This is a genomic window from Bowmanella yangjiangensis, assembly GCF_018531185.1.
Lineage (GTDB): Bacteria > Pseudomonadota > Gammaproteobacteria > Enterobacterales > Alteromonadaceae > Bowmanella > Bowmanella yangjiangensis.
In genome coordinates this window covers 358,070-372,585 of sequence record NZ_JAHDJU010000003.1, presented here as the reverse complement: position 1 = coordinate 372,585, position 14,516 = coordinate 358,070, and the positions used below count along the sequence as shown (strand labels likewise).

At 49.6% G+C, this 14,516-nt stretch carries 15 protein-coding genes; 8 read left to right on the top strand and 7 right to left on the bottom strand.

Features of this window, described 5'->3' with window-relative positions; translation table 11 throughout:
- Nucleotides 1–361: 361 nt before the first annotated feature.
- The 7 genes from ychF to lolB form a co-directional block, all read right to left on the bottom strand.
- On the bottom strand, nucleotides 362–1,453 hold the full coding sequence (gene ychF, locus KJY73_RS17290; protein WP_214344958.1) for a redox-regulated ATPase YchF: 1,092 nt from the start codon (nucleotides 1,451–1,453) through the stop codon (nucleotides 362–364).
- Nucleotides 1,454–1,467: 14 nt separating this feature from the next.
- Nucleotides 1,468–2,052: an aminoacyl-tRNA hydrolase gene (gene pth, locus KJY73_RS17285; RefSeq protein WP_214344957.1), complete on the bottom strand. Its 585-nt coding sequence runs from the start codon at nucleotides 2,050–2,052 to the stop codon at nucleotides 1,468–1,470.
- 5 nt (nucleotides 2,053–2,057) lie between these two features.
- Nucleotides 2,058–2,684: a 50S ribosomal protein L25/general stress protein Ctc gene (locus KJY73_RS17280; protein WP_206595976.1), complete on the bottom strand. Its 627-nt coding sequence runs from the start codon at nucleotides 2,682–2,684 to the stop codon at nucleotides 2,058–2,060.
- A 162-nt stretch (nucleotides 2,685–2,846) separates the two neighbouring features.
- Nucleotides 2,847–3,224 carry a hypothetical protein gene (locus KJY73_RS17275; protein WP_206595975.1) on the bottom strand — a complete coding sequence of 126 codons (378 nt, stop codon included), beginning with the start codon at nucleotides 3,222–3,224 and terminating at the stop codon, nucleotides 2,847–2,849.
- A gap of 137 nt (nucleotides 3,225–3,361) precedes the next feature.
- Nucleotides 3,362–4,309, bottom strand: coding sequence for a ribose-phosphate pyrophosphokinase (locus KJY73_RS17270; RefSeq protein WP_206595974.1), 948 nt, complete (start codon nucleotides 4,307–4,309; stop codon nucleotides 3,362–3,364).
- Between the two features lie 152 nt (nucleotides 4,310–4,461).
- Nucleotides 4,462–5,319 (bottom strand): 4-(cytidine 5'-diphospho)-2-C-methyl-D-erythritol kinase, encoded by an 858-nt coding sequence (gene ispE / locus KJY73_RS17265; RefSeq protein WP_214344956.1) that lies wholly within the window; start codon nucleotides 5,317–5,319, stop codon nucleotides 4,462–4,464.
- Nucleotides 5,304–5,894 (bottom strand): lipoprotein insertase outer membrane protein LolB, encoded by a 591-nt coding sequence (gene lolB, locus KJY73_RS17260; RefSeq protein ID WP_214344955.1) that lies wholly within the window; start codon nucleotides 5,892–5,894, stop codon nucleotides 5,304–5,306. The genes ispE and lolB overlap by 16 nt, the downstream gene beginning before the upstream one ends.
- Nucleotides 5,895–6,021: 127 nt before the next feature.
- Here lolB and hemA point away from each other — a divergent pair, with 127 nt between their 5' ends.
- The 8 genes from hemA (at nucleotide 6,022) to kdsA (ending at nucleotide 14,410) form a co-directional block, all read left to right on the top strand.
- Nucleotides 6,022–7,278 carry a glutamyl-tRNA reductase gene (gene hemA, locus KJY73_RS17255; RefSeq protein ID WP_214344954.1) on the top strand — a complete coding sequence of 419 codons (1,257 nt, stop codon included), beginning with the start codon at nucleotides 6,022–6,024 and terminating at the stop codon, nucleotides 7,276–7,278.
- Nucleotides 7,279–7,293: 15 nt separating this feature from the next.
- A complete protein-coding gene (prfA, locus tag KJY73_RS17250) occupies nucleotides 7,294–8,382 on the top strand; it encodes a peptide chain release factor 1 (protein ID WP_206595970.1) in 1,089 nt (362 codons plus the stop codon).
- Complete coding sequence (gene prmC, locus KJY73_RS17245; protein WP_214344953.1) at nucleotides 8,372–9,226, top strand: peptide chain release factor N(5)-glutamine methyltransferase; 855 nt, start codon at nucleotides 8,372–8,374, stop codon at nucleotides 9,224–9,226. Before prfA ends, prmC begins: the two co-directional genes overlap by 11 nt.
- 88 nt (nucleotides 9,227–9,314) lie before the next feature.
- Nucleotides 9,315–10,874: a DUF3369 domain-containing protein gene (locus tag KJY73_RS17240; protein ID WP_214345313.1), complete on the top strand. Its 1,560-nt coding sequence runs from the start codon at nucleotides 9,315–9,317 to the stop codon at nucleotides 10,872–10,874.
- 156 nt (nucleotides 10,875–11,030) lie between these two features.
- Nucleotides 11,031–11,408, top strand: a complete 378-nt coding sequence (locus tag KJY73_RS17235; protein WP_214344952.1) for a SirB2 family protein — start codon at nucleotides 11,031–11,033, stop codon at nucleotides 11,406–11,408.
- Between the two features lie 48 nt (nucleotides 11,409–11,456).
- A complete protein-coding gene (locus KJY73_RS17230; RefSeq protein WP_214344951.1) occupies nucleotides 11,457–12,269 on the top strand; it encodes a SirB1 family protein in 813 nt (270 codons plus the stop codon).
- 45 nt (nucleotides 12,270–12,314) lie between these two features.
- Nucleotides 12,315–13,562: a DUF819 family protein gene (locus KJY73_RS17225; protein ID WP_214344950.1), complete on the top strand. Its 1,248-nt coding sequence runs from the start codon at nucleotides 12,315–12,317 to the stop codon at nucleotides 13,560–13,562.
- A complete protein-coding gene (gene kdsA, locus KJY73_RS17220; protein ID WP_214344949.1) occupies nucleotides 13,559–14,410 on the top strand; it encodes a 3-deoxy-8-phosphooctulonate synthase in 852 nt (283 codons plus the stop codon). The genes KJY73_RS17225 and kdsA overlap by 4 nt, the downstream gene beginning before the upstream one ends.
- Nucleotides 14,411–14,516 lie beyond the last annotated feature (106 nt).

Sequence of the window (14,516 nt, the reverse complement as noted above, 5' to 3'; positions counted from 1 at the left end):
GTATTATGCTGATCCTCCCTTTTAGCGTCAACCCCTTTTTTGACAGCTTTGTGTCGAATGCTCAGTATCTGTTCAGATTGATGGGAAATCACTGCATAACGATGAAAATATCAGCGAAATCAACAGAGTTTTAAGTAATTAAACAGGGGAATGGGTACCAATGGCCGGACATATTTATCCTGCAAGAGCTGGGCTGTTAATACTAAATGGAGAAAAATTCGCCGGTTGGGACGCCCATATCTACTGTGCATCGGCTAAATTTATAAAAAAATAACGTCGCACATAGAGATCTGTGCCTGGATCCGGCACAACGTAAATTTGCGGCAATAAAAAAGCCCGGGTAAACCGGGCTCTTTTGGTCTTAAACGTTGAAACGGAAGTGGATAACATCACCGTCTTTGACGATGTAGTCCTTGCCTTCCAAACGCCACTTACCGGCATCTTTGGCACCGGCTTCGCCTTTGAATTCAACAAAGTGATCAAAGCCAATGACTTCGGCGCGAATAAAGCCTTTCTCAAAGTCGGAGTGGATTTTACCCGCTGCTTGAGGTGCGGTTGAACCGATAGGGAAGGTCCAGGCACGCACTTCTTTTACACCGGCAGTAAAGTAAGTGTTGAGGCTGAGCAAGCTGTAACCGGCACGGATCACGCGGTTTAGCCCTGGCTCTTCCAGACCCATATCAGCCATAAACTCAGCGCGCTCATCGTCTTCCAGTTCGGCAATTTCGGACTCAATAGCCGCACATACTGCAACCACTACGGCATTCTCCGCCGCAGCAATGTCACGCACCTTGTCCAAGTAAGGGTTATTCTCAAAACCATCGTCATTCACATTGGCAATATACATGGTGGGTTTGAGCGTCAGGAAATTCATATAGGCAATGGCTGCCAGTTCTTCTTTTTCCAGCGCAACCATACGCAGCATTTTGCCTTCGTCCAAGTGGGGCTTAATTTTCTCCAGCACCTGCATTTCGTATTTGGCGTCTTTATCACCACCTTTGGCGCGCTTTCCTACGCGCAACAGTGCTTTTTCACAGGTTTCCAGATCGGACAGGGCTAATTCGGTGTTGATCACATCAATATCACCGGCCGGGTCAACTTTACCGGCAACGTGCACGATATTGTCATTATCAAAACAACGCACGACATGGCCAATGGCATCGGTTTCACGGATGTTAGCCAGGAATTTGTTACCCAATCCTTCACCTTTGGACGCGCCTTCAACTAAACCGGCGATATCGACGAATTCCATGGTGGTCGGGATGACGCGTTGCGGATTGACTATTTTGGCCAAGTCGTCCAAACGTGTATCTGGTACAGGTACCACCCCAGTGTTGGGTTCGATGGTACAAAACGGGAAATTGGCCGCTTCAATGCCAGCTTTAGTCAGCGCATTGAACAGGGTAGATTTACCGACGTTGGGTAAGCCAACGATGCCACATTTAAAACCCATGGTGATTCCTCAAGTTATTCCGCTTTAAACGAATGCAGGCGATTCATCGCCTTAGTCATCCCGTCTTTTAATAGTATTTCCGTGCAACGAATGGCTTCGTCGATAGCCGCATCGATCAATTGCTGCTCTTCTGCACGTGCTTTACCCAGCACGTGCCCGGTGACCTTGTTTTTGTCTCCCGGGTGACCAATACCAATCCGCAAACGGTGAAAATCTTTATTGTTGCCCATTTTGGCGACGATATCCCGAATACCGTTTTGACTTGAGCTGCCACCGGTTTTGAGTTTGACAATACCAGGAGGTAAATCCAATTCGTCAAACGCAACCAGTAGGTTGGCAGGTTCAATACGGTAGAAGTTCGTCATGGCTCCCACAGCTTGACCACTGCGGTTCATAAATGTCACGGGAATAAGCAGGCGCACGTCGTGACCGGCAATGTTGCCGCGTCCGGTAAGGCCAGAGAATTTATTTTCCAGACTCAGGGATATGCCATATTGGCGGGCGAGGGCAGTAACAAACCAGGCACCTGCATTGTGCCTGGTCTTTTCGTACTCGGGGCCTGGATTTCCCAGGCCCACGATCAGCTGGATATCAGCCAAGAGGATTATTCCTCAGACTTGGCTTCGTCCTCACCAGCAGCAGCGCCGCCTTTAGCAGCCTTGATGGTCACAACAGCTTGGTCGTGATCGGCACCTTTGGCCAGCTCTACCAGGGTTACACCCTTAGGCAGTTTCAGGTCAGACAAGTGCAGGGTTTGACCCAGTTCAACTGCAGTCAGATCTACCTCAATGAACTCAGGCAGGTTAGCTGGCAGACAGCTGATTGCTACGTCAGCAACGTGGTGCTCAGCGTGACCACCTTGGGTCTTGATAGCTGGAGCTGAATCTTCGTTGATGAAGTGCAAAGGTACGTGAGTAGTCAAAGCTTGCTTAGCATCAACGCGCAAAAAGTCGATGTGAGTCACTTTTGGCTTGAATGGGTGACGCTGCATGTCTTTAACCAGGGCTTCTACTTTTTTACCAGCGATGTTCAGAGTCAGAACGTGGCTGTAGAACGCTTCGAATTCCTGAGCTTGCAGTACTTTGTTGTGCTCAAGAGTCAGAGATACTGGCTCTTCACCGGCACCGTACAGGATTGCAGGTACTTTGTCTTCACGACGCAGGCGGCGGCTCGCACCTTTCCCCAGGTCTGTGCGGACTTCTGCATCCAGATTAAAAATCGCTTCAGACATAATTTACTCCAAAATATTAAGTAGGTGAGATTTCGCGACCAAAATCCCACAAGAATTATCTACCCTTCAAAAAAGGGCGGCGAATTCTAACACCGGGGGCGGGGTGACACAAGACGTTAGCTATTGAGTCGCTGGTGATTTATTGTCCGGTCTAACCTTAGATTACTGCTCGTTGCCTTTTTGGCTGACCTGAGTGTCGTCAATAATCCGAATAGACAGAATTTTAATCGGCGTACCATATTGTTGGATTGTCATTAGGTCTGTTATGGCTTGGGCTTCTACCGCGACAATCAGGCCATCACGACGGTATTCTTTAGCCAGTCCCATTGGGTGATACTTCTCACCATTTTGCGCATCAATAGCGTAAAAGCCGCCTTCAAAGCTTTTGTATTTGACCGTGCCCTGAAACACTAAACTGGTTTGTTTTTCATCCTTGGATGACATGGCTGGCTCCTGCTTGATAGTGGCGGCAGTGGTTTGACTTTCGGTCTGACAGCCTGCCATCAGGCCGATTAATAATAAAGCGGGTAGAGCTCGCATAAGCATCCTTGTAAAAGCTGTAGCATTATTGTCCAAGGTAGGGCTGAATCCAGTCTGAATCAAGTCGTTAGAATACGGGGCTACCCCTAAAATAAAAAAGCCGCTGTATTAGAGCGGCTTTTTGAAATGCATTCAGTCTAGTATTCGAACATAGCCGAGATGGATTCTTCGTTGCTTACCCGACGAATCGCTTCTGCGAGCATGTTCGACAAGCTTAGTTGCTTAACCTTGTCTAATGCCTGAATTTCGGCAGACAGCGGGATACTGTCGGTTACAACAATCTCGTCAATGACAGACTCTTTAAGATTTTGCGCAGCATTCCCGGAGAAAATTGCGTGGGTAGCGTAAGCGAAAACTCGCTTAGCGCCGTGCTCTTTTAACGCCAGCGCTGCTTTGCACAAGGTACCGCCGGTATCAATCATGTCGTCTACAATGATGCAGTCGCGATCCTGCACGTCACCAATAATGTGCATAACCTGAGAGACGTTAGCCTTAGGGCGACGTTTGTCGATGATGGCCAAGTCCAGATCGTTCATCACTTTGGCCAGGGCGCGGGCACGGACTACACCGCCGATATCGGGAGAAACGACCACTGGGTTGTCAAACTGACGCTGGCGCATATCCTCCAACAGAATCGGCGTGCCGAAGGCATTATCCACTGGTACATCAAAGAAGCCCTGAATCTGCTCGGCGTGCAGGTCAACGGTCAGTACGCGGTCAACACCAACGTTAGACAGAAAATCTGCCACCACTTTTGCTGTGATGGGTACGCGGGCACTACGAACACGGCGGTCCTGACGGGCATAACCAAAGTAGGGCAGTACTGCCGTAATACGGCCTGCCGATGCACGACGCAGGGCGTCGATCATCACGATCAATTCCATCAGGTTGTCATTGGTCGGTGCGCAGGTCGACTGGATAATAAAGACATCAGAGCCGCGTACATTTTCATGAATTTCGACGCTGATTTCGCCGTCGCTGAATCGTCCTACACTGGCATGGCCCAGTTTGGTGTAGAGTCGATCGGCGACTTTCTGGGCGAGTTCTGGAATGGCGTTTCCAGCAAATAGCTTCATATCCGGCACAGTAGGATCCTCAGTAGGCTATCAATTACAAGGTTCAAAAAAATGGGGTCAGGGTAAAATTAACGCATTCACAGGTGTTTATTGAAAATCCCGGCTGTGTAATTTTACCCTGACCCCATTCTTCTGTATGGCAATAGGAACGTTTATCTAGTCTAGTCCGTTTTGCGCTGCTCAAGTTGACTGTGCAGAGGAGAGATGTTGACCCCTTGAGCGACAAACCCCATAAACTCATCAGGCAAGGCATCGAGCACCTTTAATGCCTGTGATTGGTCTGCAAAAACGGCAAAGACACTGGAACCCGTGCCCGTCATTCGCGACGGCGCGTATTCTAACAACCAGTGTAATAGCTTTGCAACTTTCGGATGGTATCGACAGACCAATTCCTGGCAGTCATTGGTTGTGTTGTCAAAAGTATAATCCTGCCAATTCATGACTGGTGTTTGTCTGGGCAGCTCAAGATGGCGAAAGATATCGGCGGTTGCGATATGTACACCCGGCGTGGCGACTAAGAACCAATGTTGTGGCTGCGGTGCATCGACAAACTGCTCACCGACGCCACTGGCAAAGGTTGTGCGGCCATGCACAAACACTGGGACATCTGCGCCAAGTTGTAAACCAAGTTGTTCAAGCTGTTGCAAAGAGAGATTGCATTGCCACAGACTATTTAATACCAGCAAGGTGGTGGCCGCATTGGAGGAACCACCGCCAATACCGCCCCCCATAGGTAAGCGTTTATCCAACCAGATTTTGCAACCCGCATTGTCGGCAGCGAAGGGCTGCAGCAATCTGGCGGCCTTAACGATGAGATTATCTTCATCGGGCACACCGACCAAAGGCGTCATCAAGGCGATTTGATGATCTTCTGTGGGCTCGAAGGCCAGCCTGTCCCCGCAATCCAGTAATTGGAAAAGGCTCTGAAGATTATGATATCCGTCTTCCCGTCGTCCGGTGATATGCAAAAACAAGTTGAGTTTGGCCACGGACGGCCACCACGTTAGTTCACTAGCCATTTATCTACTCGAATTTTTATCAAATCACTGGGGGTTTTCAGTTCTAGCTGGTAGGGCAGAATGTAGTTCTGGGTTTGCCGATAATCACTCAGATTCACCAGCCAGCCTTCCTTGGTACGTATTTGTTGTAGTAAACCATTGTCTGCAAATATAGCCTGGTTATTGGCTGATACCTGACCCTTTAGCCAAGCCGGAATTTGCTCAACCGGAATGGCCCAACCTGTCAGGGCATACAGCAAGGCACTGGCGTCATGGTGCTGATAAGTACGATCTTCGTACTCAAGGCTAATTTGCTCATCAGACCTTTGCAGCGTCAGTATACGGGTACCGATAAAACTGCTCAGACCCAGCGAATAGTCTTCACGCTGTTGTTGCCAGTTGAGTGTGGCGCTGAAGCGCTCTTTCTCACCCCGATAGGCGAGCTTACCGTTGATTCGCCAATTCTGAAGTTGCGCTAATTGTTGCTGGTGCTGAAGGGCGTTAACCGAATATTCCACTGTGGGGCGGGTTGCGCAGGCGCTGAGTAAGCTAACGATCAACAGGTAGCCAAACAGGCGCATACGGGTGACAGGCATGATGTGTATCCAAAGCTTGAATGGCGGCTATGGGAACACAAAATGCCGGACGCTTTCAATAGGTTTGGCTTTTGCGTACAATGCGACGCCGTAATCCTTGGCATATCTGAAATAACTCGACAACCACATGGCCTTACTCGCACTCGGTATCAATCACAACACGGCTCCTGTGGAAGTCCGAGAGAAAGTGGCGTTTTCAGCCGATGCGCAGCTGGAAGCTTTGTTGTCCTTACAAAGTGAACTGGGTAGCCAGGAATCCGTGATTCTCTCCACCTGCAACCGAACGGAAATCTATACCCAATCGGAAAATCTCACCCATCCGGCGTTAATGGCCTGGTTGGCGCAATTTCATAGCGTTGAGCAACACACCTTGCAATCCAACAGCTATATATATGAAGAGCAGGATGCCATTCGCCATTTGATGCGGGTAGCCAGTGGTCTGGATTCTCTGGTACTGGGGGAGCCTCAGATTCTGGGGCAGGTTAAGCAGGCTTTTGTTTGTGCCAAAGACAGTGGCATGGTGGGAAGCCGTTTTGAACGGTTGTTCCAGCAAACTTTCTCGGTAGCCAAGAAAGTTAGGTCTGATACGGACATTGGCGCCAATGCGGTGTCGGTGGCGTATGCCTCAGTGCAACTGGCCAAACACATATTCTCATCACTGGACAAAATCAATGTACTGTTGATTGGTGCAGGAGAAACCATCGAGTTGGTGGCCCGGCATCTTAGTGAGCAAAAGGTACAGAGCATGATGGTGGCCAACCGAACGTTGGCAAGAGCGCAAGAACTGGCGGCCCCTCTTGGCGCAAAAGTGCTAACCCTGGCGCAGATCCCCGAGCATCTAGCCGAAGCCGATATGGTAATCAGTTCTACTGCCAGCCAATTGCCTATTTTGGGTAAAGGGGTGGTTGAACGGGCATTAAAAAATCGTCGTCATCAGCCCATGTTTTTAGTCGATTTGGCTGTTCCCCGGGATATAGAAGCTGAAGTCGCCGAGTTGGACGATGCCTACCTTTATACCGTGGATGATTTGCAGCAAATCGTGCAGCAGAATTTGGCGTCCAGGCAAAGTGCGGCAGAAAAAGCCGAAGCCATGATTGATATTGCCGTACGTGATTTTGTCCAGTGGCATGACGCACAGGCGTCCATGGATTTGGTGCGGGACTACCGTGCGCAAAGTGAAGCGAATAAGCAAAAGTTACAAGAGCGGGCGCTCAAACAGTTGGCGGATGGCAAGAACCCTGAGGAGGTAATTGTTGAGCTGGCCAATAAGCTGACCAACAGCTTGATCCATGCGCCTACCCAAGCCATTAAAGAGGCCGCCCTTAGTCAGGACAATAACAGCCTCAGCCTGTTGCAACGGGCCTTGGGATTGGAAAAGATCTAGGAAAATTAAAACATTATGAAACCATCCGTATTAGCAAAACTGGAATCCCTGATGGAGCGTTTTGAAGAAGTTCAAGCGCTGTTGGGCGAAGCCAGTATCATTTCCAATCAAGAAAAGTTCCGCAACTTGTCCAAGGAATACGCGCAACTGGAAGAATTAGTGAAATGCTTCCGTGCCTTCCGCCAGGCCCAGGACGATATGCAAAGCGCCCAGGAAATGCTTAAGGAAGATGACGCCGAGATGCGTGAGATGGCGGAGGAAGAAATTAAAGCGGCTAAGCAAAGTCTGGCCAGCCTGGAAACCGAATTGCAACTGCTGCTGCTTCCCAAAGACCCCAACGATGAGCGTAACTGCTTTTTGGAAATTCGCGCCGGCGCCGGCGGTGATGAAGCGGCGATTTTTGCCGGTGACCTGTTCCGCATGTACTGCCGTTATGCCGAAGGGCGTCGCTGGCGGGTAGAAATTGTCAGTGCTAACGAAGGTGAGCATGGCGGTTACAAAGAAGTCATTGCTAATGTTATCGGCGACGGGGCATACGGTGTACTTAAGTTTGAGTCAGGTGGCCACCGTGTACAGCGTGTGCCTGAAACCGAATCTCAGGGGCGTATTCATACTTCGGCCTGTACGGTGGCTGTGTTGCCCGAGTTACCTGAGTCAGAAGCCATTACTATTAACCCGGCAGAGCTGAAAATTGATACCTTCAGAGCCAGCGGAGCCGGTGGTCAGCACGTAAACAAAACCGATTCGGCTATTCGTATTACCCACTTACCAACTGGCTTGGTGGTGGAGTGTCAGGATGAACGTTCGCAGCACAAGAACCGCGCTAAGGCTATGTCGGTATTACAGGCCAGACTTAACCAAATTGAGCAGGATAAACGTGCATCTGAAGAAGCCAGCACCCGGCGTAATTTGGTCGGCAGCGGCGATCGCTCTGAACGCATTCGCACCTACAATTTCCCGCAGGGCAGGGTAACGGATCACCGCATTAATTTAACCTTGTACAAGCTAGATGAGATTGTAGAAGGTGACCTGAACGGTATTCTGGATCCTATTCGTCAGGAACATCAGGCTGATTTGTTGGCTTCTCTGTCAGATGAGGCTTGATTCTCCGACTATCCAGGATGCATTGCAGTGGGCCAGGTCAGAGCTGACCTGTTCCGACTCTGCCAGCCTGGATGCCAGAGTGTTACTCTGCCATTGTTTGCAGGTGTCGGCGGTTTACCTGCACACCTGGCCGGAAAAATTATTAGACGAAAACACCTGGCAACAATTCCAAGACCTCATTCGTAAGCGCGTTCAAGGTCTTCCTGTTGCCCACCTGACCGGAACCCGGGATTTTTGGACCTTAAGTCTGACGGTCAACGAGCATACCCTGATCCCACGTCCAGAAACCGAACTACTGGTTGAGACGGCATTATCCTTGTTTGACGATACACCAATAGATGCGTTGGATCTTGGTACCGGCACTGGGGCCATTGCCTTGGCGCTGGCTAGTGAGAGGCAAAGCTGGACAGTAACCGGCGTTGACCGCATAGAACAAAGTGTCGAACTGGCCAGGTTGAATGCCAGGCAAAATAACCTCGAGCAGGTGCGCTTTTTTGCCAGTAATTGGTTCGATGCCATTGACCAACACCGCTATTCGCTGATTATTAGCAACCCTCCCTATGTTGAACCGCACAGCCCCTACCTAACACAAGGGGATGTCAGGTTTGAACCCCTCAGTGCACTTACCGCCGAAGACCTGGGTTTGGCTGACCTTCGCAAAATAATTTCCCAGGCAAGTCAATATCTTGTTGATTCTGGCTGGTTACTGCTGGAACATGGACACGCACAAGGGCAGGCGGTAAGAGACCTGATGCAACAAGCCGGTTTTATGGGTATCAACACCCTAAAGGATCTGGCCGGTCTGGACAGGGTTACCCTGGGGCAATGGCCTGACATGGTATAACTTGCCGTCTTGCTCAGACAGACTATCCTGCTAACGGGTAGCGTTAAAAATATGAGCACAGCTAAAGGGTAGACGCGGAGGCGCCATGATGTCAGACGATCTGTTGTTCCTGGATGAGTCGGAAGAGGATGTTGTAGAGGAAAGAAGCACCTGGAAGGTGCTGATCGTTGATGATGAACCTGAAGTTCATGCCGTCACCAAACTGGCATTAAGCGACTTTGTTTTTCAGGATAAGGGCATAGAATTTATCAGTGCCTATACCGGCGCCGAAGCTAAACGTGTCTTCCTCGAACACGACGACATTGCCATTGTTTTATTGGATGTGGTGATGGAGACCGATGATGCCGGCCTGCAAGTGGCTGAGTTTATCCGCGGCGAAGCAAACAACCATTTTACGCGTATTATTCTCAGAACTGGCCAACCTGGTCAGGCGCCCGAAAAGCATGTCATCATCAACTACGATATCAACGATTATAAATCCAAGACTGAGCTGACGGCACAGAAACTCTTTACTGTGGTGATAGCAACCCTACGTTCCTACCGCGACATTATGGTGATTGAAGAAAACCGCAAAGGGTTGGAAAAAATCATCGCTGCATCGGCGGATTTATTCAGTATTCACTCGTTGGAAAACTTTATCGACGGCATAGTGCAACAGCTTTCCTCCTTACTAGGGGGGACACAAGATGCAGCCTATATTACCTCTGCCGTGGCAGGCCCGCGTCCCATCGACAGTGACCTATCCTCTGAGTTTTACGTATTTACGGGTAAGGGCGACTTTGCTAATCAGGAAGGACTGCCACTGGATAAAGTGCTAAGTGGTAACCAGTTGGAGTCTTGCCGACAAGCGCTACGCGAGCAGGAAATCGTGTATGCCGACGAATACCTGGTGGCTTACTGTAACAGCAAGAATATGCGCGGCTCGTTACTTTACCTTTCTGGCTTGCCACGAAGATTGACCGATACCGACAAGCGCCTGTTGGAAATTTTCTCGCAAAATGTGCAGATCGCTTTTGACAATGTGCTGTTGACTAAGGATATCGAAGATACCCAGCGAGAAATAGTCGAGCGCCTTGGCCAAATCCTGGAAAAGGAGATGGGTGGTGGTAAGCATATTCAGCGTATGACCCTGATCAGTGAGATGTTGGGCAGGGAATATGGATTAAGCCAGGACGATATTGATGTTTTAAAACTGGCGGTACCACTGCACGATGTCGGAAAATTAAAAGTGCCTGAGTCAATCCTGCTCAAACCCGGCAAGTTGAACGAAGAAGAACAGGAAATTGTGCGTAGCCATGCGGAGTTTGGCTATGAACTGCTAAAGGACTCCCGTCGCCCTATTATCAAAGCGGCGGCATTACTTGCCCGCGATCACCATGAATACTGGGATGGAAATGGTTATCCCCGTGGATTGAAGGGGGAGGAAATCCATATATTTTGTCGCATTACGTCTCTTGCTGATGTGTTCGATGCCTTGCATGCAAAACGATGCTACAAGGAAGCCTGGCCTTTGGATAAGGTCTTAGACTTGATTGAGTCCCAGCGTGGCAAGCAGTTTGACCCCTTACTCGTGGATATATTGCTGGCGAACAGAGACAAACTGGAAGCTATCTGTTTCGCTTATCCGGATGACTTGCCCTGCCATTAGTTTAATGACCCCAATTAAAGGAAATTTGCTCCTTGCTCATGGGCTTAGATGTGGCGCCGCACTTGGCGCTCGCTTTTCTGAGCAAGGCACAGTAAAGTTTACGCGCAGCGGGGCCCTGTGCCCCTGAGACTATAATTACAATAAGCGGAATGCGCTATGTACACTTTGGTAAAACACCTTCATCTCACCGCCATCGCAATTAGCCTTGCGTTGTTCATCTTACGCTTTTTCTGGCTGCAACGAGGCTCCTCAATGTTGCAGAAAAAGTGGGTTAAAATTGTTCCTCATGTCGTTGATACGGTTCTGCTGGCCAGTGCTATCACTTTGTGTGTGCTGATTGCCCAGTATCCTTTCGTTAATGCCTGGGTAACAGAAAAACTGATGGCTGTATTACTGTATATCCTGATGGGCTTGGTTGCCCTAAAACTGGGACGCACTAACAGTATTCGCTGGATAGGTTTTGTCGGCGCGATTTGCTGGTTGTTATTTGCTGCCAAAGTAGCCGTATTTAAGCAACCCTTGTTGTTTTCCTGACAGTTGATCATCTGTCGACCTTGCAGTAGTTGCCGCCAGAGGTAGAGAGTGTCGTCTTTGTTATCGCGTATTGAGCAAGCGCAGCCGCTTGAGGCTGCCTTGTTGGTGGGGCAAATGTTTGCGCCCATCGATGTCGAAATGCATCTTAGCCAGGTGCAGGAGTGGATCGACATGGGCAAGCAACGGCTGGAAGGCGCTTGTGAGCCGTTTGCTGCTTATCAGCGTTTCTTCTATACCGAGCTGGCGTTTGGTCCGGGGCATGACTTAATGGCGTCTGATATGGTCAGAATGGATAAAGTTATCGCCTATCGTACGGGTGGCTGTATTAGTCTGGCACTGCTGTTCTGTCATATTGGCCGTGCATTGGGTTTTGACTTGCAAGGCATCAACTTACCGGGTCATCATCTTGTTCGTCTGCGCTTAGCATCGGGAAGAATGCAGTTTTTTGATCCTCTAAATGGTATCGCTTTGAAATGGTCTGAGCTTGAGCATCAATGCCAGGCATTGATGTCAGATTTTGAAGAAGAGGATGCAGAGGAGTCTTCGCAATGGACAAGATGGCTTGAGCCAGCCAGTCACAGGGAGACAATATCCCGTCTGTTGCTGAACATGAAGAGTGCATTTATCCATGAGCTTAAGTTTGAACAAGCCTGGCAAGCCAGTGATATGTTGGTGCAATTGCATCCGGATGACCCTTATGAGCGTCGTGACCGGGGCTTTTTGTCGCAGCAACTTGATTGTCACAGTGGGGCGCTGGCAGACTACCGGTATTACATCAGCCAATGTCCGCAGGACCCTGCAGCCATGCTGTTGAAGCTCCAACTTAAGCATTATTTTAGAGAGCCGGCCGTTCTGCACTAAAAAGTGCAAGCTTACCGACTCGCCAGAAATAACAAGGAGGTCTGAATGACCCATTCCGCATTGATCACCAACGACGCCGTGGTGATTGGCTTGCTGGCCCTGATCCTGGGGGGCGTATTTTACACGTCGCACAGCAACCACCCATTTTTCAAAAAGTTTTACCGATATGTTCCCGCTTTATTGCTTTGCTATTTCATTCCTTCACTACTGAATACTTTCGGCATTGTTGATGGACATACGTCCAATGCCTATTACATGGCATCCCGATACTTATTACCTGCCTGCCTGGTATTACTGACAATGAGTATGGATCTTAAATCGATCATTGCGCTTGGTCCTAAAGCCCTGATTCTGTTTCTGACCGGTACTGTGGGTATTGTTATTGGCGGGCCCATTGCGTTATTGATTATGTCGGCTGTCGCCCCTGAAGCCATGAATGGGCAAGGGCCAGATGAAGTCTGGCGTGGACTGACCACCATTGCCGGCAGTTGGATAGGTGGTGGTGCTAACCAAGCTGCCATGAAAGAAATATTCGAAGTGGGTGGGGGAATTTTCTCTACCATGGTCACGGTCGATATCATTGTGGCTAATTTGTGGATGGCGGTTTTGCTGATCATGGCCGCCAATGCCAAGCAATTGGATGCCAAAAGTGGCGCTGATACTTCGGCTATCCAGGACATCATCGTCAAAGTTGAAAAATACGAAGCTGAGAAACGCCGCATTCCACATTTGAATGACCTGGTTGCCATATTCGCGATAGGATTTGGTGCTTGTGGTATTGCGCATTTCCTGGCTGATGCTATTCAGCCCTGGATGGTGGAACATGCTCCCTGGGGAGAGCAGTACAGCTTGCATAGTCAGTTTTTCTGGTTGGTGGTAATTGCGACCACTATCGGTATTGCTTTGTCTTTCAGCCCATTGCGTCATCTGGAACAAGCCGGGGCGTCAAAGGTGGGTAGTTTGTTTGTGTATATTCTGGTCACCACTATCGGTTTGCATATGGACGTGACCAAAATTGCTGAGACCCCGGTGTTCTTTGTGTTGGGTATCATTTGGATGTTGGTACACGCCTCTTTGATGTTGGCAGTGGCAAAACTTATTCGCGCCCCCATTTTCTATATGGCAGTCGGTAGCCAGGCTAACGTCGGCGGTGCAGCCTCTGCTCCTGTGGTGGCTGCCGCTTTCCACCCTTCACTGGCGCCGGTTGGAATCTTACTGGCGGTGATGGGGTATGGCCTGGGTACCTATATGGCCTATCTTTGTGGTTTGATTATGAAAGGAGTAGCAGGATGAGTAACCTGCAGCAGGTAGAATTCGCTGGTGTACAAGTCGCGAATGACAAACCTTTTGTCTTGTTTGGCGGGATGAACGTACTGGAATCCCGAGAGCTGGCGCTACGTATTGCTGAGCATTACAAGGAAGTGACCACACGTTTGGGTATTCCCTACGTATTTAAAGCCTCTTTTGATAAGGCTAATCGCTCCTCGGTAACTTCATATCGAGGCCCTGGTATGGAAGAAGGGCTGCGAATCTTTGAAGAAATTAAGCGCCAGTTTGAGGTTCCGCTTATTACCGATGTGCATGAACCATACCAGGCCGCGCCCGTTGCGGAAGTGGTTGACGTGATTCAATTACCGGCTTTTTTAGCCCGTCAGACCGACTTGGTGGTGGCCATGGCTAAAACCGGTGCGGTGATCAACGTCAAGAAACCGCAGTTTCTGGCACCGCACGAGATGCGTCATATCATCAACAAGTTCATGGAAGCGGGTAATGATAAGGTGATTTTATGTGAGCGCGGCACCAGCTTTGGTTACAACAACCTGGTGGTTGATATGTTGGGTATGGATGAAATGAAAGCCTTTGCGCCGGTGATTTTTGATGCGACGCACGCTTTGCAAAAACCCGGTGGTCGTGCAGATTCTGCTGATGGACGTCGTGCACAGGCCGCGCAGTTGGCGCGCAGTGGTATGGCACTAGGGTTGGCAGGGCTGTTTATTGAAGCCCATCCAGATCCTAATCAAGCTAAATGTGACGGCCCTTGTGCGCTGCAATTGGACAAATTGGAGCCTTACCTGCAGCAGATGAAGGCCTTGGATGATTTGATTAAAGGTTTTGCACCGCTGGATACCAGCGCCAGTTAATGCAGCTATTGCTGGTTACGGATATTTTTGGCGACGGCCCGTGGCTAAACCCACTTAGGGCCGTTTTTCCTGCTGGACAGATAAGATGCTTGTCGCCTTCTACAGA